Raw genomic sequence first — 25,065 nt, forward strand, 5'->3', positions numbered from 1 at the left:
AAAGTTGGCTCGATAATTGCAATTTAATAAAAAATCACTCTATTGCTCTATATGAATGATTCTATGGATAAATAGAGAGAATGATCATCAAGGAGTTCTTATGAAACGTTCTGCAACCTCTCTCATTATTTCAACAGTTATGCTTTGTACGGTTGGCGCTACTTCTCAAATTCAAGCAGCAGATACATTAGCTAAAATTAAAAGTACTGGAAAAATCGTAATTGGTCATCGAGAATCCTCAGATCCAATTTCATATGTTGTTGCAGGTAAACCAGTAGGTTATGCAGTCGATATCTGTAACCAGTTTGCAAATGACATTAAAAAAGAATTGAAAATGCCTGGCTTAAAAGTTGAGTACAAGGCAGTAACTTCATCAACACGTATCCCTGAGCTTTTAGCAGGCAATATCGATATGGAATGTGGTACCACTACAAACTCTAAACAACGTCAGCAACAAGTCGGTTTCTCAACTAACTACTATGCAACAGAAGTGCGCATGGCTGTTAAAGCAAACTCTGGCATTAAGAGTTTGGCAGACTTAAATGGTAAAGCAGTTGTTACTACTCAAGGCACTACATCTGACAAATACATCAAGATGAATGAAAAAGGTCAGGCAGTTAATGTTCAAAATATTTATGGTAAAGATCATGCTGACTCTTTTGCCATGATGGCATCTGGCCGTGCTGCTGCATTTGTAATGGATGATAATATTTTAGCAGGCTTGATTGCTAAGTCTTCTACACCTAAAGCTTTCGCAATTGTAGGTCCGGTACTTTCATCTGAACCTTATGGAATTATGCTTGCTAAAGATGATCCAAAATTTAAAGCGATTGCAGACCGTACTGTAAATAACTTATGGAAAACTGGTAAAATGGACGCTTTATATAAGAAGTGGTTCTTATCTCCAATTCCACCAAAAAACACGAATTTGAACATGCAACAAAGTTCATCTTATAAGAAATTAAAAGCTAACCCAACAGATGCAGGAATCTAACTGGATCTTTTTGTCCTAAATTTACTTGTGTAAGTGTAAAGATTCATTTGCACAAGTGGTCTATTTTCTAAAGATATTAATTTAAGGGGCAAACATGTCAGTCGGCTCGCTAAACTGGACTATATTCTGTGCGGAGTCTAATGAATATGGTGTCGATAAAGCCGCATGGGCAGAATCAGTTTGTAAAGCTATTGGTAGCTCAAGCTACAATGCTTATGCTGAGGCACCCACATGGTTACAAATGTTAGGTTCAGGCGTGTTCACTATGGTTTGGACAGCTATTATAGCCTTTCTTATCGCATTTTTATTAGGTTCTCTCCTAGGGGTAATTCGTACATTACCCAACAAACCTCTCGCATTTATCGGCAATTGTTACGTTGAAATTTTCCGTAATATTCCACTTATTGTGCAACTATTCTTCTGGGCTTTTGTTTTTCCCGAGTTTTTACCGGACAGCTTAAGTGCAGGTAGTGGGGATGTAGTTGCTGGTGGTTGGTGGAAAAATATTTTAAATCAGCAACCTGCGGTTATTGGTGTTTTTGCATTAGGTCTCTACACGGCTGCCCGTGTATCTGAGCACATACGTGCCGGAATTAATACCGTTTCTCGTGGACAGAAGTTCGCAGCTTCCGCTATGGGTTTTACTACTGCACAAAGCTATCGTTATGTCATTTTACCGGTTGCATATCGTACCGTATGGCCAACGATTACATCTGAAGCAATGAACGTTTTTAAAAATTCAGCTGTTTTATATGCGTTGAGTGTATTGAATTTCTTTGCTTACACGAAAACCATGCGTGAAGAAACTTCTCAGGACATTATCATTCTTATTCTCTCTACACCTGTTTATTTGATTATCACTTATAGCATTAAGTTTGTGATGGCATGGATTGAGAAACGAATGGCTGTACCTGGCTTAGGTTCAGGAGGGAAGTAATCATGGATTTTTCTTTATTACAAAACCCTGATGTGATCGCGGCACTCAAAGAAGGTTTCATTTTTACGCTTACCGTAACGGTATTAGCAATGATGGGCGGTATCCTAATTGGAACCCCATTGGCAATGATGCGTTTATCTAGCAATGCCATCGCAAGTAATTTTGCAAAATTTTATGTTGATCTGTTTCGTGGTATTCCACTGATTCAGGTGATCTTTATCTTCTACTTTTTGTTGCCGAAAATATTTGAGTTTCAATCTGATACCTATTGGGGACCGTTGTTTTCGAGTGTTGTAACTTTTGCCATTTTTGAAGCAGCTTTTTTCTCTGAAATTGTACGTTCTGGAATTCAGTCTATTTCAAAAGGTCAGGTACATGCAGGCTATGCGCTAGGTTTTACCTATGGTCAATCAATGCGCTACGTGGTATTACCTCAAGCCTTTCGTAACATGCTCCCAGTATTGTTAACTCAAACAATTATTCTATTTCAGGACATCTCTTTAGTTTATGTGATTAGTGCACCTGACTTTTTAGGTCGTGCAGATACATTGGCTAATACTTATGGACCTGAAACAAAAGCAACATTCTATTTAATCGTCGCTGTAGTGTATTTCTGTAGCTCGTTTGTGCTGTCGCATTTAGTCAAACGCTTACAGCAAAAAATTGCCATCATTCGCTAATTGGAGATTTTAAATGCCAATGATAGACATCCAACATATCTCTAAATGGTATGGTGATTTTCAGGTTTTAACAGATTGCACGACGAGTATTGAAAAAGGTGATGTCGTTGTTGTTTGCGGACCATCTGGTTCAGGAAAATCAACACTCATCAAAACAGTAAATGCTTTAGAACCATTTCAACAAGGTGACATTATTGTTGATGGAATTTCGCTTAAAGATCCAAAAACAGATCTTGCTAAATTCCGTTCAAGAGTAGGAATGGTCTTTCAGCACTTTGAACTTTTTCCGCATATGACTGTTTTGGAAAATTTGACAATTGCTCAAGTTAAAGTGTTAAAGCGTTCAGTTGCAGATGCTCGTGCAAAAGGTCTGAAATATTTAGAGCGTGTAGGCTTACTTGCTCATAAAGATAAATTTCCTGGCCAGTTATCGGGTGGTCAGCAGCAACGTGTAGCAATTGCACGTGGTTTATCTATGGACCCAATCTGTATGTTGTTTGATGAACCAACTTCTGCACTTGATCCTGAAATGGTCGGGGAAGTACTTGAAGTTATGGTACAGCTCGCACATGAAGGCATGACCATGATGTGTGTTACGCATGAAATGGGCTTTGCTAAAAGAGTATCTAACCGTTTAATTTTTATGGATGAAGGTAAAATTTTAGAAGACTGCCCAACCCATGAGTTCTTTGATAATTTAGAAGCTCGTCATGAGCGTGCTAAACTTTTCTTAGAAAAAATTCAGGCGATGCACTAATAACCCTAATAAAAAAAGAGCCATTAAAGGCTCTTTTTTTATATCTAATTTTTAGAAGCTATACTTTGCTAGCAGGTTAATACGTGAATAATCACCCTTGTCACCTGCAAAAGTTTCACGTTGACCGTAAGTATATTCTGCTCCTAAATCAATATTTTTAACTGGGTTCCAGATTAAATTGACTAAAGCGTTATAAATTTCTTTGTTATAGCTGGTATTGGTTAAATTGCTATTAGCATAGACATTATCATCTTTGTATTGAATACCACCTACAGCAAAAGTAGAACGCAGAATAGGGCTCCATTTACGTTGATATCCAATTACTGCGCTATCGAATTCTCCTAAATTAATATCTTGTGTTGTTGTGTCATAGTTATAAGCCGAATTGCTATAAAGTAAATAACGGCCATCGCCTTTAACATGATAGTAGTTAGCAACTACGCTATCTTGAGGCGTTAAATCATATTTACCACCAACGCCTACACCCCAGCCAAATTTCTCTTCAGAAGTACTATCTTTTGGAGCTACACGGTTTTCATGGGCAAGACCATGTAACTGTAATAGGCCTTTGTTATCCGTAGTTTTGAAATCATATCGTGCTGTTAAAGCAGGAAAACGGCTTCCACCGGCAGCATTACCAGCTTTTTCAACATCGCCACCCTCTAAGGCAACTAATATTTTTTGTTGTGCATTAATTGGCTGGGTGTAACGAACCTGTACTGTACGTGTAGTACCTGTACCAATAGCGCCATTAAAATCTACTGTTTCTGGTGATGTATCTGTGTTTACAAAGGGTGAGGTTGTTTGACCAACTAACCATTTTCCTAAAGACATATAGGCATGACGAACACGGAAAGTACCATTGCCATTATCTCCATTGCCACCCATGAAATCGGCTTCAATTTTACCTGTTAAATCTCCATATTGAGTTGGACGAGTAATATCTAAGCCAATTCGTGAAGTTGCTGCAGATACATTGAGTGAGTCTTGTTTTGGATCATCTTTATTCAGTGGATAATTGGCACCATTTGAAATACTGCCATTTGAACCTTTAAAGTCATAGGTTGCATCTGCGCGAACACTACCATAAAGCTTGACTTGAGTTTGCCCATCGGCCATAGCCATCCAACCTGGTTTTGATGCAGGAGGTATAGGGGTGGCAGGTGCTGCGGGAATTGTTGCTGGAGCAGTGACAGTTAAAGCTGTTTTTTGTTGATCAGATAGTTTCTGGACAAGTTGTTTTAACTCCTTTACTTCATCACGTAAGGCGTTAACTTCAGCATCTGTAGCGGCATGCACAGGCATCGTCACGCTCATTGCACCTAAAGAACTCATTGCTAACACTAGTGTTTTGATCTTATTCACAGGAACTCCCCCGACATGGATAAAAATTTTCCTGCAAATACATAACAAAAATGATGCCAACTTTAAGAAACTTGAAAAATAGCCAAATTTTGATGATTACTTCCTTTTTAGCCTCAAATGGTAGTGAGAATAAGAATTTTGCATCGATAAATCAGATTTAAGCATAAAACTGACTCTCTAAAATGAACCGCCTCTGACACTACTTGCACGTTTAAAAGGCATAAAAGACTTAAGCTCTATAAAAGAAATAGAGTTTTGCTACCCATAAACCTTTGTATTTTCAATGCAGAGGTGATGGTATAGGGTTATACTGTCTTTACTGTGAAATTCTGGCTGGAGATAAGAGTGGAGTTAGATCGTTTTGATAAACAAATTCTAGAAATTTTGTCTCATGAAGACTTAAATTTGAATGAACTTTCAGAACGGATCAATCTGTCAGTCAGTTCTGTGCATCGCCGTATTAAGCACCTGATTGAAGCCAACATCATGGGACAGCTCAAAAGGGAAATTAATTTTAGTAAGCTTGGTTTTACTTTACATATTTTATTGCAAGTTTCATTGAGTAAACATGATAGTGAAACATTTGATAAGTTTCTGGCTGAAATAGAAGCAATTCCAGAAGTAACCAATGCATTCTTGGTAACGGGTCAGAGTGCTGATTTTATTTTAGAGCTTGTAGCACGCAACATGGATGACTACAGTGAAATTTTATTAAGACGTATTGGAAAAATCGACAATGTAGTTGCTTTGCATTCTAGCTTTGTCATTAAAGAATATAATGTGTTTAATTGTTATAACTTACTCAATAAACTATAAAAAAACGCACCATTTGGTGCGTTTTCTTTGATTCAAATGTTTGATTTAAGCATCAAGTTGAGCCAAAACCTCATCCGAGAATTCAACGTTAGTATAAACGTTTTGTACATCGTCAAGATCTTCAAACATATCAATCATTTTAAGAATTTGTTTTGCTTGGTCAACATCTGTAATTTCAGCTTTTGTAGATGGACTCATCACAACTTCTGCGTTATCAGATTTTAAACCAGCAGCAGTAAGGGCATCTTGTACTTCACCGAAAGTTTCTGGTGAAGTGATTACCAAAATTTCATCTTCTGAAACTTCAATATCTTCAGCGCCAGCTTCTAAAGCAACTTCCATGATTTTATCTTCTAAAGAAACATCTTCAAAAGTAATCTCACCACGTTTAGTAAATAGATAAGATACAGAACCCGCAGTTCCTAAGTTACCATTTGTTTTACTAAAACAGTGACGTACGTCTGGTACTGTACGGTTTAAGTTATCTGTCATTGTTTCAACAAGAACAGCAACCCCGCCAACACCATAACCTTCATAAGTTACTTCTTTTAGATCATCATTATCTTCACCACCAGCACCACGTTGGATAGCACGGTTAATGGTGTCACGTGTCATATTAACTGAGAGAGCTTTTTCAACTACTGCACGCAGACGAGGGTTGCTAGCAGGATCTCCACCACCAAGTTTGGCAGCAGTCACAATTTCACGAATATATTTAGTAAAAACCTTACCGCGACTTGCATCTTGTTTAGCTTTACGATGCTTAATATTGGCCCATTTAGAATGACCCGCCATGGACGTGAACTCCAAAAAAAGAAAATGCAAAAGTGCTGGAATATTAGCATAGGCTTGGTTTTGTTGAAAACTGTTGCCCTGCGTTTTGTTAGCCAATTGAATAAGAACAATAAGCTTAAGACCTAATGAGTGAGATTAGGTCAGATCAAGTCCAATTTGATTTAGTTAATTTTTACATCTATGTCAAATTGAGCATATAACTCTTTAATGGTTTCCAAGTCTTTTTGTAAATCAGTCGGGTAAATTTTACCTAAAATCCCACCTTGTTTACTTCGAGCATTGGCATACATTAAAACAATAGGAACATTGGCTGCTTTTGCAATATGCCAAAAACCTGTACGGATAGGCTTACGTTCAGAGCCATCTTTAGCACGTGTAGCTTCTGGAGCAATCACTAAGTTAAAAGTTTCATGGGTTTGAAATTGTTCAACCATTTGCGAAACGATATCTTTACTTGCTTTACGATCAACAGGAATGCCACCCAATTTTTCTAAAATTGGCTTAAGGGGGCCTTTGAAAAGTTCTTTCTTTATTAGAGTATGAATTTTGATGTCTAACATTTGGAAGAGGGCAATCGAGAGCACTGCATCTAGATTTGAGGTATGTTCAAAGCCAATAATAACTTGTTTTTTCTCAAGAATTTGTGGGTCTACATTGTAGGTCCAACCAACGGCTTTAAAGATAGAGTTACCTAGAAATTTTTTCATACATCAGTGCAAATTGATAAATTTTCAGGATTCTAATATGAGTTTGTAAAAAAGCCTAGAAAAATTATGAAAGCTAAAGTAGAGCACAAAAGTTAAGGATTATCTAAGTTCTAAAATACTTTAAAAGTTCTTTTTTTATTTTTCTCAAACTTCGTCTGAAAGTAATAAACCTAGATAATTTTAAAATTAAGATACTGGCTGTGGTATCTCTTCATTAATTAAATATTCAATATATTTCCAAATTTTTTCAGGGTTAATAAGGTTTTTATCGGTCGTTCCATCAATAATCATCCCATCAATAATAGAAATAATGATATGAACAAGGGGAGTTGGATTTTCTATACCTAATTGATTAAGCTTTTCATGTAATAGGTTAGTCAACCATTTTGTATATTCATAAAAGGGTTCGCGAATTGAAGTATATTGTTTAGATACTTCAATAAATGCCTTTTTAAATAAACAGCCATTAAATGTTTCGCTATTGATCCATTCAATATACCAATTGAAAATAATATGAATTTGCTCAAGAGGACTAGCATCTTGATGTAAACTTAATTGTTCATTGATTGAGTTTTGAATATTTATATTTCGATGTTGCAAGCATTCCATAATTAAATTTTCCTTTGACGGAAAATATTTATAAAAAGTCATTTTTGCAACATTTGATTCAGCAATAATACGGTCAACACCAGTAGCATTGTACCCAATCTGATTAAATAAATTTAAAGCAGTATTTATAATATCTTCTTTTTTTGACATTACTATTCCATATAGTTAAAACTAATTATAACTTAATCTAAAATATTAAATTTTTAATACAAATTATGATAATAAAAAACTGATTTTGATTCAAGTTGAGATTGTGATAATGATTATCATTAATTGAAGTTTTTTTTAATTTTTCATTTGATTTCGTACGATTTTAATTCTAATATTAATCGATGAAGGAACATATTTAAATATTAATTTAAGTCATTGTTTTTATAATAAAATATGTAAAAATCGATCATGCTTCAATAAGTTTAATGAGAGCGGATATGCCTAAGAAATTTGAGAATTTTAATAATCCTAGAAAGAAAGCGCTTACAGGGATGAAACAAAGCATTTCAGCTGAACTATGGGAAAAAAATTCAAACTTTTTGACTCATTTAAGAGCAAAGATTGCAAAACATCCTGTATCTCATCATCCTGCAATCGATACTTTAAATAATGGCGAAATTAATAAAGAAGATTTAAAAAAAATTCATTTAGAGTATCGTCATGCAATTGTGCAAACTTTTACTGATGCATTGCTCATGGCTCAATTTCAAACTAAACAATTAGAGCCGAGATTGCATGCTGGTGCAAAAATGTTCCCGCGTTTTCTTTTGAGTTTAAATATTTTTGATGAGTTTGGATTTCGTCCAGGATTGGATAAAGATGGCTACTATCAGGGAAACCCTGAATATGCTCATTATCCTTTATTTGAAGATATATTGAATGATTTCGGTATTACAGAACAAGATCGGCTAACTTATCATCCGACTGAAATTGCAGATCAGGTTAGAGTATTTTTAGAAAATGCTTATGATGACTATAAAGCTGTTTCAGCCTTATTAGCAGTCGCAGAGGAAGAAGTCATTCTATATAGTCCACCTTTACGTAGAGCAACTAAGGCAGTTGGTCTAGATGTGGAGGGTGGTGGTTATTATCATGTACATGGTATTTCTGAGGATGAAAGTGCTGAAGCAGCAGATGATGATCATGAAGAAGATTTATGGTATGTCTTGATGCAAGCTTGTACAGAAGAAGACTATAATTATATTGAAAAATTATGCTTAGAGTATTGTGATTTATGGGAAAAGTTTTGGGATACACAATTAGAGAATTCTGAGCCCATGCGAAAGCAAATCTTAGCTTAATAGATGAAAGATGGATATTTAGTACGGAACGTAAGTGTATTTTAAAACATCTAAAATTTAGTGATAAAATAAATTTAAATTTTGAGTATTTTTTATAAGAGTAAAGCATATTTTATTTGGATATATATTAAAAAAACCCCATAAACTTTTTGTTTATGAGGTTCGGTATTTGGTGGGCCCACACAGACTTGAACTGTGGACCAACGGATTATGAGTCCGCTGCTCTAACCAACTGAGCTATAGGCCCTATAAGTCAGAAAAGCTTTTAATCTCAATGCTTTTCAGTGCGTGCAATACTAATCAATTTTTTAATTAAACACAAGTCATTTTCTGAAGTAGACGCAAACTAAACCCAAAAATATTGTGTCTTATTGGTTAATATTTCAAGCGATAGTGATTCTAGCTTATGTGTAGTTCAAGAGTAAAGTGGGAAAAGTTATTTATCGATCAATTAGAATTTATTCCAACAATCTATTGTGACGATGACTTAATTGTATTTGTAGTTTGAGACATTAATTTATATAAAATAAATTTTGTTTAAAATATAATCAGGGAGTGTGGGTGTGCTGTTTAAGTATTGTGAAAATATAGAATTAGAAAAACTTATTTAAGATAAATATAAATGGAGATTAAAAATACTATATAAAAGTTTCTATATTTTCATATTGTCATTAAGCTTTAGATATATAATAAATCATCTTTTAACTATATCTTTCGAAAAATAATGGTTGAAATAATTCCCTTAATAAGTTCTAGTCTATATAGTAAAGAACATAGACTATTAGGGCTAAATGACTTTAGAAAATAGCATCATTAATTTTTAGATTAGCTTGAAATTTAAACTCAACTTAAAAAAGTAAACATTAAGATATAAAGTTAACAACTTTAATAATGAAACATAAAACTAACGAATAAATGGATTAATTTTTTTTTGATGCAAATAAATTTAATTAAAATATAATACTTTTTCTTAAGGTGTTTATTGTGTTTTTCTAAAGAAGCTGTTAAGGGTGATAATAGAAATTTTTATCATTAAAATACCTTTCCGTCTCTAAAGTATTTTCTATATGAAACCTAAATTGTGATTGTCTTCACAACAATACAAATGTTTGTATCTTATAAACTTTATTCTTGACTAAAACACTTGGTTTTAATAAAGTATAAGTGTATTTTTTACAAAACAAAATATTATTGCTTAATCCTGAAATACAACAAGAGGCCTACTTTCTAAGTAGGCTTTTTGTTTTTAGTAGTATTTAGAGATATGGTACAGAGTAATGAGCTTAAGCTTTAAATAAACTAGATTTAACAAGAATCAAAATTATAAAAATCCTTAGACTTTCAGAACTAACCTATAAAGTTTTATAAATTTTCTTGAATAATTTGAATTAACTCTCTAGCTGCTTTAGGTAAAGGGCGGTCTTGGAGCCAAATTAAATAAATAGATAGAGGTAAATGATTTTTTGTATTTTTAAAATCTAAAAGGACTAAGTGACCTTGATCAATTTTATCTTGTACTAGTGATAATGGAAAATTTCCCCAACCAAGTCCAGCTTCAACCATATTAATTGCTGTTTGTAGACTATTGGTCTTCCAGTGCATTGCACCAATAATTGAACGGGGATCTTTCATTTCATGTTCACTACTCGCCACAACAATTTGTCTAATATTGATTAATTCCTCAATAGAAAACTGCTTTGTTCTATCTTGTAGAAGAGCATGGTTAGAAGAAATCGTAGCCGCCACTGTTTCAGTCATTACCAATTGTAGATTCTCGCGCATTTTTATATTGAGGTCTGAACCCGCTAAGCAAAGACTGATTTGCTCCGTATAAAGTAAATTAACAATGTCGTCTTGGGGAGCAGTAATAACTTCTATGTTCAGTAAAGGGAATTTATCGGCTAGTTTCTTTATTGAATGGAATAATAATTTTGTATTTACATCGGAAACAACGCCAATACGCAATTTACTTTCAAGTCCTAAAGAAAGTTCATGTGCATGAGTGCTAAATAGCCTAAGTTGTTCAGAAATGATCCGTGCTTGAGGTTCCAAGGCTAATGCTGTAGCTGTAGGAATGACCTTTCGAGGAGTCCGTTCAAATAATATATAACCCAATTCTGCTTCTAAATTAGCAACGGCCATACTTACTGCTGAGGGGACTCGATTTAGTTTACGAGCAGCCGCAGAGAAAGAACCCGTATCGAGTACGGTTATGAAAAGTTCAATATTTTCACTGTTAAAATTCATTTTGATATCAGCTAAACTGAAAGCTATTAACTTTATATATGATTTTGACTGAAATTAAAATATAAGGAATTAAGCAGAGTTTAGTGATTATGCAAGGTATAAAGCGTCGAATAGTATATGTTTCTTCCTATGAAATAATCGGAATGGTTATTTCATCAGTAGGATTAGCGATTTTGGCAGGTGATAGTGTTGAACATACTGGACCACTATCTGTCATGATTACGACCATCGCTGTAACTTGGAATTTTATCTACAATATTTTATATGAGAAATGGGAAGCTAAACAAAGCAGTCATATCCGTACAGTTAAGCGTAGAGTTGGACATGCCATCGGTTTTCAGCTTACTTTGGTTCTGTTTTTAATTCCTCTTATTTCATGGTGGATGGATATTTCCTTGATTGCTGCTTTTTGGTTAGATGTGGCCTTTATTATCATTATTCCTATCTATACTTTTATATTTAATTGGAGTTTTGATAAGTTATTTGGATTGCCTATTTCGGCACAGGCTAAAGCGCTATCAGAATAACCGTAAAAAGCTATCAAGGTAATCGACGTTGATAGCTTATCTAGTTTCATTATTTGATTTGATCAATGACTAACTGTTTTGAAAACTTTAATTGAGCTTTCTTGGCGAAAATGTAATAAATCAAAGCAGTAGAAATAAGCCCTACGAGCCACGATAAATCGATTCCTCCTAGCATTGCCGCAATTTGTCCCGTATAAAATTTACTATCAATAAATGGCAGTTGAATCAAAATACCTAGAAAGTAGCAGGTAATTCCAATCCGATTCCAACGGCCATACTTACCATTTGGATCATAGAGTGCATCTACATCACATTCTTCTTTAGAGATAAAGTAGTAATCAACAAGATTAATGGCACTCCACGGAATAAAAAAGGTGAGTAAAAACAAAATAAATGCTTTAAAGGCGCTTAAAAAAGTATGTTCACCTATAATTGCAATAAAGGTTGAGACTACAACCATAGCAAGGACAATCAGTAATCTTGTTATTTTTGAGATTTGATTTGTCGATTTGAAACTATTCCAAATCGTAGCAATACACATAAAACTGCCATAGGCATTTAAGGTCGTTAGAGTAACTTTCCCAAAAGCGATACTAAAATATAGAAAGATCACGACGAGGGCAATTGGGTTCATACCAACAACATATTGAACTTCATTTCCTACAAAATTGCCGTTCGCAACCTGAGCGATTAAAACGCCTAAGCTCATAGAAATTTGTGAGCCAATTAAAGAACCTAAGCCGACAGCCCAAAAAACACGAGATGAAGATGTTTTAGTTGGAAGATATCGAGAATAATCTGCAACATAGGGACCAAAAGAGATTTGCCAAGAAGCAGAAAGGGAAACTGCTAACAAGAATGAAGACCAGCTGAAATGACGTACTGCTAAGAGTTCAGAAAAATCAGAAAGTGCGAAGATCTGAGTCAAAATAATCACAAAAGCAATCAAACCAATAATACTGGCTACTTTGCCTACCAAATGGATTAAACGGTATCCAATCGTTGCGAATAAAATGATTAAACTTGCATAAATTAAGATACCAGTTGTGTTGCTGACATGTGCCAAATGTGCAATTGCTTTACCCGCTAATACCTCTCCAGTTGCGGTAAAACCAATATACATAAGGCAAACAAGTATGATTGGAATGCACGCGCCATAAACCCCAAATTGCACACGACTTGAAATCATTTGAGGGAGGCCAAGTTTAGGACCTTGGGCAGCATGCAGTGCCATGACGGCAGCACCAAAACATTGTCCTACTAATAAGCCGATAATAGACCAAAAAACATCTCCGCCTAACACAACGGCTAGCGCGCCAGTCACAATGGCTGTGATTTGTAAGTTGGCACCAAACCATAGGGTAAATTGAGCAAATACTCCGCCATGTCTTTCATTTTCAGGAATAAAGTCGATGCTTCGGTTTTCTATAAAACTACTATTAGGTTTACCAGCCGATGAGTCCATTTCACTCTCCTTATCCTTTAAGAGCCATCCTATTCTTATTTATTCATATTTGTATAAGCAAATATAATCATGTATATACAAGTAAATTTAAGAAGAATCAAATATTTTTGAAGTATTGGACGTTAAAATTGAGTTAAATAATTCATAGATAAATAGAAAAAGTATTTGACTGATTTTATTTTTTAAAAGTTAAATGATAAAAAAATAATATATGAAAAAGCCCTCTACAGAGGGCTCGATTTTATGCATTTGCGTCTAAAACTAGTTGGAAATAAGTGGGAAGTTCAGAAAATTGTACCAGTTGGGTCTTATCTTCTTGCTTAAAATAATACTGATAATTTGGAGTGTCTAAATGGTTATCTAGATATTGGGTTGCATCTGTAAACTGTGCTTTTGCAATAGGCTTATCTTTCTTGCATTTAATAATAACAGGATTTACGGAGTTTAATTTTACAGGAACGCCATTTTCAAATTTAGCAGTTTCAATCAATAAGGAAATTTTGAAATCTCCGAAGGTTACACAGAAGTGGCCTCCATTTTCTGTCTTAATTTCTCTGTCAGAGAAAAGATCTTTAAATAAATTCTTAAGGGATTCTCTGTGTTTATCTAAGGCAACTTGAAATTCATGATCTCGTTGCTCGATCTTTTCTTGCTCTTCTTGTAGCAATTTGGCTTGCTTTTCAATTGTTGTAAAATCCAGCTTCATTTTAATATCTCCTTTGGTTGTTTTAAAACTATATATGGCAATCTTTTATTAAGTTTTAAAGAAACATACAGTATTTGTTACAACGGAATAATTAAGATGAGCTTTTGTATAAACCATCACAAATGTAAAAAATATTTTGAAAATATAAGAATTTAAAGAAATTGTTGAGAAATAATTTATATACTTGAAATGCTGCTACATATTAAGTATAGATTTTTAATGTAGCAGCATATTTCTTATTTTGTACAATGTTTTGCCATAAGTGGAGTGCTTTTAATTTTAAAAAATCCTCCGCTACTCATTACACCAAGCATTACTAAAACTGTTCCTACTAATTGCCAGATATTGAGGGCTTGTCCAGTAAGTAGAGCAATTATCATACTGAACACTGGCACAAAGTTAAAAAAGACAGAAGCACGACCAGCACCTAACTTTTGTATGCCATTAAACCAGAATAGATAAGCAATCATGGTAGAGCAGATAACAACATATCCCATGGCTAAGTGCGCATTTATAGGGGCAGATGTAATCGCTGTAAGAGGATCTTCAAATATCACACTCAACAAACCAAGTGTTATTGCCCCGAACAGCATAGAAAAAGTTGTTGTTTCTAAGGGAGTAGCATTTTTTACATAACGGCGAGACAGTACATTTGCAAGACAAAACCCAAATGCACCCAATAATATAAATAGATCTCCAATGTCTATTTTGAGGTGCAGCAAAGTCGTTATATGTCCCTGACTAATCACTAGTAACACGCCACTTAAGCCAAATAAAACGCCTAAGAATTTATTAGTAGTAAGTTTTTCACCATCTAAAAGGATTGTCATTAATAGAGTCATTAATGGCGTGGTTGCCATAATTAAAGCACCGTTAACAGCTGATGTGGTTTGAAGTCCATAAAAACAGCCAATGTTAAATCCCGCAATTCCGATAATACCAATAATCAGATAGATAGCTAGATTCTGTCTTAAGGCTGTCCATCTAAGCTGGCCTGTTATTGAAAAGATTAAGAGTAAGCCTAGACTTGCAATAAAAAAACGTTCAGACGCAGCAGATAACGGGGGCATATGTTGAATAATATAAGACATTGCATTAAATGCTGATCCCCAAAAAAACATCGTTAAGACAACACCAGCATAGGCATAAGCCACCGTTCTGTTCATGGACAGGCTCCCATTAAGAAAGGTTTTATTCTCGACGAATCTATAAAGGTGTACAATTCCATATTAATACACTTCTAATGTGAAAATTTGCACAATGATTGATTGGGAAAATTTGCATTACTTTTCAGTTTTTAACGAAGAAAAGTCACTTTCTGCTGCTGCCAGAAAATTGGGAGTAGATCATGCAACTGTATCTAGAAGAATTGCCCAGCTAGAACAAAATTTAAAACTTAAATTAGTTGATCGTAGACCACGGACATACATTCTGACTCCTGACGGAGAGCGTCTTGCACAAGTAGTTGCTCGTATGATGGAAGAAACTTTTTCTATCGAGCGTTTAACTCAAGCAGGTCAGCAAGAAGTAATGGGAAGTGTCTCTATTAGTATGCCTCCCTTAACTGCTGCACATCTCATCATGCCTCATTTGGGTAAATTTTATCGCCATTATCCGCAATTAAAATTACGGGTGCTCGGTGATGTTCATTATGTTTCTTTACAGCATAGTGAGGCTGATATTGCGGTACGATTTGGACGTCCCAAAGATGAAAATTTAGTTGCTCGCAAAGTAGGTGAAATACCTTTTGGAATATATGGAGGTCCAAATTATTTAGCTTCAACAGATCCTGAAAATTATGAGTGGATTAGTGTAGAAGTGGGGGGAGTGCATGGTCAAAAACAAAAAAAGTTAAAAGAAAGGTTAAATCATAAAGAACCTATAATGGTTACCAATAATCCAGAGTTACAGTGGAGAGCTGCATGTGGAGAAATTGGTTTAGCGGTCTTACCTGATTTTTTAGGAGCTATTAGCAATTTGGTCAGATTACAAGATGATTATCCGATGAGTGCTGAAATATGGTTAGTCACACACGAAGATTTACGGCATAGCCCTGCAATACGTGCAGTAATGGATTTTCTAGTAAGCTGCTTCGAACCTTTCAAAATATAAATTTTCTTTAATAAACAAGGTAGTTATTGATAGTTACACCCAAGTGGTTTCATCTAGTTATCAGAAAAAAAGCCTGCATCTTCACGTGCCTGTTTTAAAGCTAAAATAAAAGATATTAGTAAAAGTAGCCCTATGAGGAAAAGAAAAAGATCAATTTTACTGATCGCGTAACCTATACTTGCAGCTCCTAGACCTAGTAAAACAATACATAATATTTTCCAAAAAATGAGCATGTTACGTTCTGATAAAAGCCTAAGAATATTGTTTGTAATTGAAGGGGATTTCTAAATTTATTTATGTTTTTTTTATTATAGATTATGTAATTCTTTATAATTTCATAAAATTCGTTTTTTATTAAGCTTTTGAAAAATAAATAAATTATTTTTAGGTCATATAAATCAATTTCTTTCATTTTTTCTTAAAATTAAGTTTTTATTAATTAATAGAATGATAATTCTTTAGAAACACTATAAAATAGGAATGTAAAAAATAAATTTAATTTTTTAATTAATATAAAACAATAGTTTACTGTGCTTATTTAATTTTTCGTTAAAAAAAAGACTTGATTTTTAAGCTAAATTTTGGAATTATAGTTATGCAAATTGTGATCTATTTCCCACAATTTGTATTTCAGGTTAAGTGGTTATCACTAATGCTCATTTGCTATTTTGCTTATGAGCATTTTTTTATGTGACTTTTTAATATAACTACAAAATTTTTGAAGCGTTAAATTTTAAGATTATTTAGCTGAGCTAAGCTTAATTATTTTTAATAAATTTTAAGAGATAAATTAATCATATTGAATAGTTACAGTTGCTGTTGCCGTAACCTCACCCGCGCTTACATTAGCCGCTGTTTGATAGTAACGAGCAGTTAAGGGGATATCGTACTCTATAGTCTGATTAGAGCTGACTATGCCTATATTTTGTTTTATTGTTTTTTGAATTGGGTTATTGGCACCATTCATATTCCATAATAGTTCTACACCTACGCCATTGGCTTTGGTTGAGTTCGCGGCACTATTATTAATGACCTGATTATTTTGGGGATCAGAATTGTAGTCAAAACTTAAGCTGATGGTGTTACTTGTTGCTATACCCGAGTTATTTTCACCGCCGTTACATAAAATCGATAGATTAAAACTCTGCTCACCTTGTGTTGAACCAATCGCTTTAAAACCTGACTTTGTAACAGTCGGGAGTTGAATAGGTATATCTACACCATTTTGAATTTCACACGATGAAGACGCGATCAGAATAGGAGCATTACTTAATACTGTGGTAGTTAAAAATGGACGATTTTGTTGACCTGATACATAATAGGTGCTGTAACGTCCTGCTACTAATGCTCCTGAACCTGTAGTCATGGATGTTTTAATGACTTCCATAACAAAATATCCCGGTGAAAGGGTATATGCAGTATTTGGGGTTAAAGTACGTCTATATGGGTAATACCCAGAAAAATCTGAAGCATCTGCTGCTTCACGATAAAGACGAATACCAATACCGGGAATATTGGTTGCATATACATTATTACCTATTGGGCTAACTGGATAATTTAAGGGGAGAGCCGCAATAATTTGATCACTAGCACGACTACATGTTGCAGTAGAATTATTGGGAGAAATCGTAAAAGTATTCCTTTGTAAGATAGTCCCTATAGGGTCAGTCGGTTTTACGACGATTTTACCAATGTTCATCGGGATATCGACGGTGGTAAATCCCTTACTTAAATTACAATTTGCATTTGTATGGCTATAAGCAAATAGACTCACTGCCAAAAATCCAATTTTTTTTAAAATCTTATTCATTTACAGACTGCCTTTGTCATAATAATTGATTGATTGTTATGCTTTATTTGATCCGTGATATCGTATTCAAGTTCGCATTTTTCAGTACTCCTTTCTCCCCATTTCACATATAAAAGGTCATGGGTTAAGGGGGTTCGTAAATAAATACGGCTGCCTTGCGCAACAATACCTATCACTTCGTTATTTTGGTTATATACCTGTGCGGCAAAAGGTAAATGTGAGCCATCTAAAGTGGTTGGGCTGATAAAAAGTGCGTAACCTTTTTTTGTTGTGAATTGAACTTTAGTGATTGAGCCTGCATAGGGAGCAATACGTAAGCTACTTTCAGCTAGCTCAACCTGTGTGGACATGTTTTGCGGATCAAGGCTAATGTCATTCATATGGTAAGGCGTAACATAGGGGATAACCGCATATCCCTTTTTGTTTATGCTGAGGCCTGGTGTATTACCGACTTGTGCTCCTGTTGCATCTGGGGCATAAACTAAAACCATTGTTTGAGCTTGATCTGGACCAAACAGAATTCCTTGGGAGTGAGCAACGATACTGCCACTCAAGTTAAGCATTTCTTGTTGATATGAGTCAGCGTAACTAAATGAAGCACCTAATGTTGTGTAGTTTGTCTTATAGTTACCATTGATATTGAGATTCGTTTGCCCATGGTTTTGACTGGAAATTGATGCGCCGTAATTCAACCGGTTTCCTGTAAAACCGCTAAAACTCAGAATTTGGCTATCTTCACTTATAAGACTATTAAAATTTAAAGAGCTTTTCTTAAAATCTAAGGGAAAGGATAGAGAAATGAGGTATTGACTATCTTGGTTAGCTCGCCCACCAGCTTCAATAGTTTCACTATTAATTGCAGAGAAACTATAAGTTAAATCTTTAAATTGGTTGTTATAACCTAATTGGAATTGCTTATTAGTAGTAGACTGGTTCCAATAGTTTGTCCACGAACCTACTAAATAGAAATTTCCCCATTGGTTTGGAAGAGCTTGATTTAAATTAATCTGAAATTCACTTTTTTGCTTACCTACCGAAAAACTATCAATGTTTTGCTCTTGTAAGTCCCGAATTAAAATTGCATCACGTAGTTTGAGATAGTTTTGTGTTGAATAACGATAAGTTGCTAGTGTTAAGTTAGTATGCGTTGGAGAAAATAACTTATTGTAACTTAGATGATAACTTTGCCCTGTCATTTTAGGTTGATAGGAAAAATTGGCATTTGAATGTGTTGCATCAAAAGAAATAGCGCCAATAGGCGTTGAAAAAGCTGTACCTAACAATACAGAGAAATACTGCTGTGTTCCTTGAATTGCGCTATAAGTTGTAAGGTAATTATTGATTCCGCGTTGATATTTACCCTGTATTAGCCATGGAGTTAACTTAATGTTTGGGTCTCGAAATTGTCCTAAGGTGAATGAATATCGGCTCATTTGAGGACGTAGCATTTCAATCACAGAAGTATATGGAATAGAATATTTTTGAACTACTCCATTAGATTCAAGTACCGAAACTTGTAACTCACCTCCAAATCCTGTGGGATAGAGATCATTAATTTCAAAGTTTCCTGGTGGGACTGTGGTTTGGTAAATTAAATTACCTTGTTGTCTAACTTCGACTTTTGCATTGGTTTTGGCATAACCTCGAACTTTTGGAGCATAACCGAGCATACTATTTGGAAGCATTCTGTCATCACTTGAAATATTCATTCCACGATAGGGTAGAGAGTCAATAAAATCGCTATTAGTAAAATAATCTCCTAAAGTCACAACACCATGGATATCTGGAAATGCCTTTTGTACATATGTATTTGTCGAGGTATAAGAAGAATTATTAGATTGAGAATTAGATTGGCTTTGCCATTTCCATTGACCATTATGGCGAAACTGCCAACTTGCTAAATTTGCTCCAAGATTGGTTCCCATAAAAGCATAACTATTTTCATGTTGTTCATTGACTATTCGATATGCTGTGGCGTTATAGCTTAAAAAAGCTGCATTAATACCACGATCCCACAAATGTGGATCGATATAGCCTTGCGGATTTTTTTCTAAGACGACTTGCGGGATCGAAATATCAATTCTTAAACGGGAACTATCAAATACATAAAAAGCACTATCTATCCATGAAGCGAGAGCTTTACATGAAAGAGATGAATTAGAGTCATGTTGACTTAGAACATCAGCTTTTACGCCATATTCAAGCAACATGGCCTCTGTAAAACATGTTTCAGCATTTGTGTTAGGAGCTGAGGCAGTAAATCGCATACGCCGTTTACCCAGCCATTGACCATTAATATAAACATCTAAGCTATATTCACTAGGCAAGATCGGGTTTCCGTATTTGAAGCGAGCTATATCAATTTTTTGTGCATTACCTACTAAGAAATTGCTATCAAATTCAGCCTTTGTAAAATGTGGAGCATCAGTATTATTTTCAGCATATATAGCCACAGGCATGAATAGCGTAATACTTGAGACGAAATACCAAGTAAAGGGGCTTTTTAAACATATATAAGGTATAAACCATTTAGACATAGTTCTAGAGCCTATTCATGATAGGTTTTAAATTTTCTTAAGTAACACAATGAGGTTAGAATTTTATTGGGTGCTCAACTCGTCCACCGTAATCATTGATATATACAAAGCTCATATCGGCTAAGTTTTTATTTTTTAGTTTAATTTTATCCTCTGAAAAAGGGGCAATCATTAAGCCTTGTTGCAATAAGTCTGTTTTATGGCTTTCACTTCCTTGAAAAATGGAGGTAATAGTAAGAAAAAAAGGTGTCGGATTTTTTATCATTAGATATTGATCATTTATTTCCCACACGACTTTGTCACTTAGTTGATCAATATTTTCTTTTAGATCTATAGGGCGGTAAAAAAATTTAATTCGCGAACGAACAGCGAGTTGCAAAAAATTGTTAGAGGTTGTTGTGGTTTGACCTTGTTGAGTTCTCCCTTCAGGTTTAGGAGGGATATCTAAAACATTAAGCCAAAAAATAGATTCTTGTTGTTGGCTTAGTTGAGATGTAGTAGGTAAAGCTGTAATTCTTAAGGTTTGCCCCTTAGTTGCCTCTACTCGTGAAATTGGGGGGGTAATAATGAAAGGTACATTTGTTTCATCTGGTGTTGACTTTGCATTTCCATCATCGATCCATGCTTGAACAAGAGACGGGGCCGTGCCGTTATTACTCAGTTGTAATGTGATCTCACGGGCATTTGAAGGATAAATGACACGAGTACCATGTAAAACAATCTCAGCATGACCTGTAGTAGTGAGCGCTACTTGCAGACAAACTAATCCCCAAAAAAATTTACGACCACGAAAAAGCATCAGTCATATTCTCAATAACAAATAATAGGAAGGAGATAGCTTCTATTCATGAATAGAAGCTTCATTTTTAAGTTTATTGATAAATGATCGTGTATTTTACTTGCGATGTTACCGTACCAGCAGTAGAAGCACCTGTAGCATAATATTCAGCATAATAGTTAAGATCAGCACTACCGCCTGCTGAAACATTTACCCATTGTGAGTTCGTTTGAGTTTCATTTGTGCTTGTAGCAAGTACAGGAATTACAGCGTTATTACTGCCAAGTAACTGAATATTTACATTTGTTGCTGCACCAGAAGTTGCTTGGTTTAACAAACGACCCGTATTAAAGTCAACGGTTGCGCCTGGTTCAAAATAAGTTGCGACTTTACCTGCAGCGGTACAGTTCGTTAAATTAATTTGAAAAGGTGTACGACCAGCTACATCACCAGCATTTTTTAAGGTTTGAGATGAAACAGTAGGCAAATTGATTGTTAAATTTTTATCTCCAGTATCAATAGTACAAGTATTATCCGTGACAAGACCATTAATAGTAATTGTGCCATCTGCTGCTTGTGCATTTGCTATATTTAAGAGAGAAACTGCCGCCACAAAAATAAATTTTTTCATAAAATCCCCAGAATAGCTTTTTAAAATAAAATCCATTACTTTTCAGTAAGTTTATTCTGATTAAGTAAGGCGAAGGAAATATATCACTTTTCAATCAAAAAACAAGGAAAACATTATATTTATATATATTTTGATTAATTGTTTTTATTAATAAAAATTAAATAAATTATTTTTTATCAGTTGGTAAAATAATTGGTTAGTTTTTGTTTAAAATAGAATTTAAAAATTAGTAATATCTAAGTGATTGTATTGTATTGAATTAATGTAATTTTAAAATATTTAAGATAATAAATATCTAATATATTTGATTAAGTTATTGTTTTTTAAAAATAAAATTATTTTGTGTATATCTTATAAATATATTTAATTTTTTAAGAATTTTTTAAGATTCAATTCCTACTGTTTTAGTTGTAATTCAATAAAAGATAATCTGGAGTTCAGTTCCATGAATACTATGAAGTATAGCTATAAACCTAATTACTTTTTCTTTGCTCATAAATTAGTTTTATTTTTAAAGGATTATCTCATCAAGCATCCGACGGAGCAGCAAACAACGTTTAACTTGCAAACGATTTATGACATCTTTAGCCATGATCTTGCTTCAAGTACGACAAACCTTGAAGGTATCTTAAATATTGCAGATGAATATGTCTTTGAAACAGAAGATGGCTTACTTCCATTAATTAGCAAGCATTCAGTCAATCTCAAAAATCATGTACTTTCTTTAGAATTTACACCTCAAGCCTTGGCAAGTCTATTGTCAGGTCATTCGTTAGTAAATCCTAAAGCAGCTTAGATTTTCTTTTAAGGTACAGTTAACTCATATAAAATTCATAAAATTTATTTTTAAGAGTTATTTATGAGTAAAGACTTTAAGGCCTTAACTTATATTGCGGATGAAAATGTAGCAGATACGGTGACTTGGCTTTTACACCATCAAGATGTTTTTGATTCTTTTAATTTTGATGTGTTGAGCCAAGAATTCACAGTAACGCATGCAGCAGGAAAGGATATTATTCGAGTCGGAACCTTTCTAAATGCTACTTACGGAATATTAGTAACTTCTATATAAATGAAAAAAGCCCTGAATAATCAGGGCTTTTAAATTTTCTAATTTGAGTTAAGCACTCATTGCATCTACTGATAAATCAGCAACTGTTGGCTTTGGTTTTTCAGCCGTTAAACCTAGTTTATTAAATAAAGCTTGGTCTTTACCTTCACCGGCTTTTGGTGTGGTTAGTATTTTATCACCAGAAAATAATGAGTTTGCCCCCGCCATAAATGCTAATGCTTGGTCTGAATCACTTAATGATTCTCGGCCAGCAGAGAGACGGATATAACTATGCGGCATGATAATACGCGCCACAGCAATAGTACGAATCCACTCAATAACATCAAGCTTTTCAACATCAGCTAAAGGTGTTCCTTCAATAGGAACAAGCATATTGATTGGCACAGATTCAGGATGAATTGGTAGGGTAGCTAGTTCATGTAATAAACCAATTCGGTCTTCACGACTTTCGCCTAAACCCACAATACCGCCACTACAAACTTTCATACCAGCTTGACGAACATAATCAAGGGTATTTAAACGGTCATCAAAAGTACGAGTACTAATGATGTGAGAATAATACTCACGAGATGTATCTAAATTGTGGTTGTAGTAATCTAAACCAGCAACTTTTAGGCGTTCTGCTTGAGATTGGTTAAGCATCCCTAAAGTCATACAGGTTTCCATACCTAATGCTTTAACTTCACGTACCATTTCTAAAACATAAGGCATATCGCGCTCATGTGGGTTACGCCAAGCAGCACCCATGCAAAAACGTGAAGAACCTGAATCTTTTGCAGCTTTCGCTTCACTAATCACTTTTTCAACAGCAATACGTTTTTCTGCTTCTAGTTTTGATTCGTAATGTGCCGATTGTGAGCAGTATTTACAATCTTCAGGACATTTACCCGTTTTAATAGATAAAAGGGTACTGACCTGAATTGAATTGGCAGTGAAGTGCTCACGATGTACTTGCTGAGCCTTGAAAACTAAATCCAAAAAAGGTTGTTCATATAAAGCTTGGATTTCTTCACGATTCCAATCATTACGTAGAGTCATTGTCATATCCATGATGATGGCATTAATTCACTATACATAATCATACAGAATTCGTATTAAAGCTATAGGGCAAAAAACATCATTTTTTTAATTTGATAGCTGAAGTTGATTAAGTTGCTGTTCAATTGCCCAATCAATATGCACATTGACGATTTCGTCATGTAAATTTTTGCCATTTTGTAGGTGATCTACAATTTCTTTTGAATAAGGAGCATTTCCTAATCCGATTGCAATATTACGTTTAAATGATTGATAACCTGTCCGGCGGATAGGGCTACCTTCCGTATTGGCTAAAAAAGTGGCTTCATCCCACTGCCAGATATCAAGCAGACTAATATTATCTAACCCATGTCTAGGATTAAAATCAGAAATAGATGCTGTTTTGGCAAAGCTATTCCAAGGACAAATTAACTGGCAGTCATCACAACCAAATATTCGGTTTCCAATACCTGCACGTAATTCTTCAGCAATAATTCCTTTATATTCGATTGTTAAATAGGCAATACAACGTCTTGCATCTAACATATAAGGCTCGACAATTGCTTGCGTCGGGCAAATATCAATACAAGCGCTACAAGAACCACAATGTGCTGTTGCAGGCTCGTCGAAAGGTAAATCGAGTGACGTAAATAGCTCACCTAATACGAAAAAAGAACCTGACTTTTTATGAATGAGCAAAGTATGTTTACCCGTCCAACCCATTCCAGCACTTTCAGCTAATGATTTTTCAAAAATAGGTGCCGAATCTGCAAAAGGACGAGATTCAAAGTCACCAACTTTTTCACGAATTCGTGTTGCTAGGGTTTTCAATCTACCACGCATGACTTTATGGTAATCACGGCCACGTGCATAGCGGGCGATAATGGCAGAATTAGGCTCTAAAGGTACATATCGTGGTTTTGGCGATTCCACAAGATAATTCATGCGGACACAAATAATACTTTTTGTGCCAGGCACTAATAGTGTTGGATCAGCTCGTTTTTCTAGATTTTCTTCTAAATAAGTCATATCTGCATGATAACCACGTTCAAGATACTCTAAAAAACGTGGCATTTGCTCTTGAGCATCTGGTTTTGCGATGACACAATCAGCAAAACCCAAGTCTAATGCTTGAGCTTTGATCCATGCTTTTAATTCATGTGGATCAATTTGTTGCACTGCAATGCGTGATGTGTCGGAAGATGTCATAA

At 34.7% G+C, this 25,065-nt stretch carries 25 protein-coding genes and 1 tRNA gene; 10 read left to right on the top strand and 16 right to left on the bottom strand.

What is annotated here, in order from left to right; genetic code table 11:
• The first annotated feature begins 100 nt into the window (after positions 1-100).
• The 4 genes from J663_RS11380 to J663_RS11395 all read left to right on the top strand — a co-directional run bounded on the left by J663_RS11380 (position 101) and on the right by J663_RS11395 (position 3,368).
• A complete protein-coding gene (locus J663_RS11380) occupies positions 101-994 on the top strand; it encodes an amino acid ABC transporter substrate-binding protein (protein ID WP_014206541.1) in 894 nt (297 codons plus the stop codon).
• Between the two features lie 94 nt (positions 995-1,088).
• Positions 1,089-1,931 (top strand): amino acid ABC transporter permease, encoded by an 843-nt coding sequence (locus tag J663_RS11385; protein WP_002114400.1) that lies wholly within the window; start codon positions 1,089-1,091, stop codon positions 1,929-1,931.
• Between the two features lie 2 nt (positions 1,932-1,933).
• A complete protein-coding gene (locus J663_RS11390; RefSeq protein ID WP_016145033.1) occupies positions 1,934-2,611 on the top strand; it encodes an amino acid ABC transporter permease in 678 nt (225 codons plus the stop codon).
• A 13-nt stretch (positions 2,612-2,624) separates the two neighbouring features.
• Positions 2,625-3,368 (top strand): amino acid ABC transporter ATP-binding protein, encoded by a 744-nt coding sequence (locus J663_RS11395; protein WP_002114298.1) that lies wholly within the window; start codon positions 2,625-2,627, stop codon positions 3,366-3,368.
• A 51-nt stretch (positions 3,369-3,419) separates the two neighbouring features.
• Here the strand turns inward: J663_RS11395 and J663_RS11400 are convergent, their stop codons facing one another.
• Entirely contained in the window at positions 3,420-4,733 is a 1,314-nt protein-coding gene (locus J663_RS11400) for a DcaP family trimeric outer membrane transporter (RefSeq protein ID WP_033849795.1), read from the bottom strand.
• A gap of 345 nt (positions 4,734-5,078) precedes the next feature.
• Between J663_RS11400 and J663_RS11405 the strand changes: the two genes are divergently transcribed.
• Positions 5,079-5,549, top strand: a complete 471-nt coding sequence (locus tag J663_RS11405) for an Lrp/AsnC family transcriptional regulator (RefSeq protein WP_033849797.1) — start codon at positions 5,079-5,081, stop codon at positions 5,547-5,549.
• Between the two features lie 45 nt (positions 5,550-5,594).
• On the opposite strand, the gene J663_RS11410 is transcribed toward J663_RS11405, so the two are convergent.
• From J663_RS11410 to J663_RS11420, 3 genes are all read right to left on the bottom strand, one after another.
• Complete coding sequence (locus J663_RS11410) at positions 5,595-6,344, bottom strand: YebC/PmpR family DNA-binding transcriptional regulator (protein ID WP_002114471.1); 750 nt, start codon at positions 6,342-6,344, stop codon at positions 5,595-5,597.
• A gap of 161 nt (positions 6,345-6,505) precedes the next feature.
• Positions 6,506-7,051: a 1-acyl-sn-glycerol-3-phosphate acyltransferase gene (locus J663_RS11415; protein WP_017386783.1), complete on the bottom strand. Its 546-nt coding sequence runs from the start codon at positions 7,049-7,051 to the stop codon at positions 6,506-6,508.
• A 186-nt stretch (positions 7,052-7,237) separates the two neighbouring features.
• On the bottom strand, positions 7,238-7,810 hold the full coding sequence (locus tag J663_RS11420) for a TetR/AcrR family transcriptional regulator (RefSeq protein WP_005802380.1): 573 nt from the start codon (positions 7,808-7,810) through the stop codon (positions 7,238-7,240).
• A 278-nt stretch (positions 7,811-8,088) separates the two neighbouring features.
• On the opposite strand from J663_RS11420, the gene J663_RS11425 reads away from it, so the two are divergent.
• Positions 8,089-8,952, top strand: coding sequence for an iron-containing redox enzyme family protein (locus J663_RS11425; RefSeq protein ID WP_033849799.1), 864 nt, complete (start codon positions 8,089-8,091; stop codon positions 8,950-8,952).
• 170 nt (positions 8,953-9,122) lie between these two features.
• Here J663_RS11425 and J663_RS11430 read toward each other — a convergent pair.
• Together J663_RS11430 and J663_RS11435 are read right to left on the bottom strand one after the other, a co-directional pair.
• A tRNA-Ile gene (locus J663_RS11430) sits at positions 9,123-9,199 on the bottom strand.
• A gap of 1,115 nt (positions 9,200-10,314) precedes the next feature.
• Positions 10,315-11,199, bottom strand: coding sequence for a LysR family transcriptional regulator (locus J663_RS11435; RefSeq protein ID WP_033849801.1), 885 nt, complete (start codon positions 11,197-11,199; stop codon positions 10,315-10,317).
• Positions 11,200-11,288: 89 nt separating this feature from the next.
• Here J663_RS11435 and J663_RS11440 point away from each other — a divergent pair, with 89 nt between their 5' ends.
• Positions 11,289-11,726: a PACE efflux transporter gene (locus tag J663_RS11440; RefSeq protein WP_032003483.1), complete on the top strand. Its 438-nt coding sequence runs from the start codon at positions 11,289-11,291 to the stop codon at positions 11,724-11,726.
• A 49-nt stretch (positions 11,727-11,775) separates the two neighbouring features.
• Here J663_RS11440 and J663_RS11445 read toward each other — a convergent pair whose 3' ends face one another.
• The 3 genes from J663_RS11445 to J663_RS11455 all read right to left on the bottom strand — a co-directional run bounded on the left by J663_RS11445 (position 11,776) and on the right by J663_RS11455 (position 15,063).
• Positions 11,776-13,191, bottom strand: coding sequence for a purine-cytosine permease family protein (locus J663_RS11445; protein ID WP_033849803.1), 1,416 nt, complete (start codon positions 13,189-13,191; stop codon positions 11,776-11,778).
• A 241-nt stretch (positions 13,192-13,432) separates the two neighbouring features.
• Positions 13,433-13,897: a hypothetical protein gene (locus J663_RS11450; protein ID WP_014206549.1), complete on the bottom strand. Its 465-nt coding sequence runs from the start codon at positions 13,895-13,897 to the stop codon at positions 13,433-13,435.
• A 236-nt stretch (positions 13,898-14,133) separates the two neighbouring features.
• A complete protein-coding gene (locus J663_RS11455; protein WP_005076361.1) occupies positions 14,134-15,063 on the bottom strand; it encodes a DMT family transporter in 930 nt (309 codons plus the stop codon).
• A 94-nt stretch (positions 15,064-15,157) separates the two neighbouring features.
• Between J663_RS11455 and J663_RS11460 the strand changes: the two genes are divergently transcribed.
• Positions 15,158-16,009: a LysR family transcriptional regulator gene (locus J663_RS11460; protein WP_033849805.1), complete on the top strand. Its 852-nt coding sequence runs from the start codon at positions 15,158-15,160 to the stop codon at positions 16,007-16,009.
• A 53-nt stretch (positions 16,010-16,062) separates the two neighbouring features.
• Here J663_RS11460 and J663_RS19475 read toward each other — a convergent pair whose 3' ends face one another.
• The 5 genes from J663_RS19475 to J663_RS11485 form a co-directional block, all read right to left on the bottom strand.
• The gene (locus tag J663_RS19475; RefSeq protein ID WP_033849807.1) at positions 16,063-16,242 is read right to left on the bottom strand and encodes a hypothetical protein; all 180 of its coding nucleotides are present in this window, start codon (positions 16,240-16,242) and stop codon (positions 16,063-16,065) included.
• A 557-nt stretch (positions 16,243-16,799) separates the two neighbouring features.
• Positions 16,800-17,819 carry a fimbrial protein gene (locus tag J663_RS11470; protein ID WP_033849809.1) on the bottom strand — a complete coding sequence of 340 codons (1,020 nt, stop codon included), beginning with the start codon at positions 17,817-17,819 and terminating at the stop codon, positions 16,800-16,802.
• Positions 17,816-20,272 carry a fimbria/pilus outer membrane usher protein gene (locus tag J663_RS11475; protein WP_081404735.1) on the bottom strand — a complete coding sequence of 819 codons (2,457 nt, stop codon included), beginning with the start codon at positions 20,270-20,272 and terminating at the stop codon, positions 17,816-17,818. The genes J663_RS11470 and J663_RS11475 overlap by 4 nt, the downstream gene beginning before the upstream one ends.
• 139 nt (positions 20,273-20,411) lie before the next feature.
• Entirely contained in the window at positions 20,412-21,155 is a 744-nt protein-coding gene (locus tag J663_RS11480; protein ID WP_033849813.1) for a molecular chaperone, read from the bottom strand.
• Between the two features lie 73 nt (positions 21,156-21,228).
• The gene (locus tag J663_RS11485; protein WP_014206555.1) at positions 21,229-21,801 is read right to left on the bottom strand and encodes a fimbrial protein; all 573 of its coding nucleotides are present in this window, start codon (positions 21,799-21,801) and stop codon (positions 21,229-21,231) included.
• Between the two features lie 409 nt (positions 21,802-22,210).
• Between J663_RS11485 and J663_RS11490 the strand changes: the two genes are divergently transcribed.
• Both J663_RS11490 and J663_RS11495 read left to right on the top strand, forming a co-directional pair.
• Positions 22,211-22,561 (top strand): hypothetical protein, encoded by a 351-nt coding sequence (locus J663_RS11490; protein WP_017386793.1) that lies wholly within the window; start codon positions 22,211-22,213, stop codon positions 22,559-22,561.
• Positions 22,562-22,624: 63 nt separating this feature from the next.
• Positions 22,625-22,837, top strand: coding sequence for a hypothetical protein (locus J663_RS11495; protein ID WP_002121471.1), 213 nt, complete (start codon positions 22,625-22,627; stop codon positions 22,835-22,837).
• 48 nt (positions 22,838-22,885) lie between these two features.
• On the opposite strand, the gene bioB is transcribed toward J663_RS11495, so the two are convergent.
• Both bioB and queG read right to left on the bottom strand, forming a co-directional pair.
• Positions 22,886-23,875, bottom strand: coding sequence for a biotin synthase BioB (gene bioB, locus J663_RS11500; protein WP_033849814.1), 990 nt, complete (start codon positions 23,873-23,875; stop codon positions 22,886-22,888).
• A gap of 87 nt (positions 23,876-23,962) precedes the next feature.
• Positions 23,963-25,063 (bottom strand): tRNA epoxyqueuosine(34) reductase QueG, encoded by a 1,101-nt coding sequence (gene queG, locus J663_RS11505; protein WP_033850158.1) that lies wholly within the window; start codon positions 25,061-25,063, stop codon positions 23,963-23,965.
• Positions 25,064-25,065: the final 2 nt, after the last annotated feature.

Source organism: Acinetobacter sp. 826659 (assembly GCF_000588515.1).
GTDB classification, from domain to species: Bacteria; Pseudomonadota; Gammaproteobacteria; order Pseudomonadales; family Moraxellaceae; genus Acinetobacter; species Acinetobacter pittii.